Here is a 1369-nt window from a genome sequence, read left to right on the forward strand (position 1 = left end):
CCCGCGGCGGAACGTCGCGGGAGAGCGCCCGGCGGCCCGGCCGGTCCAACCCGTGCAGCGCTCGGCGGCCCAGGACGCCGCGCGACAGGCCCGTGACCGCGCAGCCGAACGGTCCCGGCAGCAGGCCGAGGCGGCCCGGGCCGCCGGCCGGAACGCGGCGGCGAGCGACAAGATCCGGTTGGCCTGGGAAGAACGGGGCCGGCCGAGCCGGATGGCGATCGTGCGCACCGCCCGGGTCGACGTGGTGGCCGACGGTCGGCTCACCCAGCAGGTCCCGCTGCGTCCCGGCCTGGTCACCCTGCCCCTGCTCGACCGGTCCCTGCCCCCGACCTGGCTGCGCCAGACCACCGACACGGCGCTCCTGGACGCCACGGTGATCCTCACCCCCGGCACCACGATGGACATCGCCGGGGACGCCTCGGGGATCCGCACCCTCGCCCTCGCCGGCGGTCCCAGCACCACCGACACCGCCTCCCTCTACACCGGCGGCGGCCGCCTGAGCCTGCGCGGGCTCACCATCACCTCAGCCGACCCGGCCACCGGCCAGCCCTTGCCCCCGTCCCCCGGGCGCCCCTCGATCGTCGTCACCGGCCAGGGGCGCCTCGATGCCACCGACACCACCATCACCGACCTGGGCACCCCCGACCTCGACACCACCAACGGCCACGCCGCCGTGGCGTTCAACCCCGCCAGCACCGGCGCGCTGGTCCGCACCACCTTGGCGCGCAACAGCACCGGACTCGAACTGTCCCGCTCCGACGCCGTGCACCTCGACCAGCTCACGGTCAGCGACTCCACCTCGGACGGGATCGTCCTGCGCGGCGACCGCGCCACGACCATGAACGACATCCGCGCCGAACGGAACGCCGGCAACGGGATGATCGTCACCGGGGAGAGCACGGACCGGCCCATCACCGGTGTCTCCACAGCGCACAACGGGGTGTTCGGCCTGGCCATCATCGGCCAGACCGGTATCCAGGTCATCGGGGTCGCCACCGCGTCCGACAGGTCGGGCGGGCTGCGCCTGAGCCGCTCGAAGGAGGTGGTGGTCACCGGCTTCAGCGCCACCGACCAGTCGATCGGCGTGTTCACCCACGTCAACAGCGCAAACCTGACCCTCGACCACATGACGGTGACGAGGGGCCGGCGAGGACTGGTGGTCGAGAAGAGCACCCAGGGCCTGGCGCTGCGCGACTCCACGTTCCACGGCGCCCGGGTGGCCGGGGTCTCCGTCGGCGGCCAGGACGTCACCGTCACCGGCGTGCAGGTCAGCGACTCCGCCACCGGGGTGCGCATCGAACGCGGCGCCAGGACCGTCACGGTGACCGGGCTGAGACTGCGCGGCGGCCACGACGGCATCGTCGCCACC

At 73.9% G+C, this 1369-nt stretch carries 1 protein-coding gene; it reads left to right on the forward strand.

Features of this window, described 5'->3' with window-relative positions:
* Positions 1-52: 52 nt before the first annotated feature.
* On the forward strand, positions 53-1369 hold a 1317-nt coding region (locus HF577_RS40025), incomplete at its 3' end, for a right-handed parallel beta-helix repeat-containing protein (protein ID WP_169400681.1).

This window comes from Pseudonocardia xinjiangensis (assembly GCF_012911925.1).
Lineage (GTDB): Bacteria > Actinomycetota > Actinomycetes > Mycobacteriales > Pseudonocardiaceae > Pseudonocardia > Pseudonocardia xinjiangensis.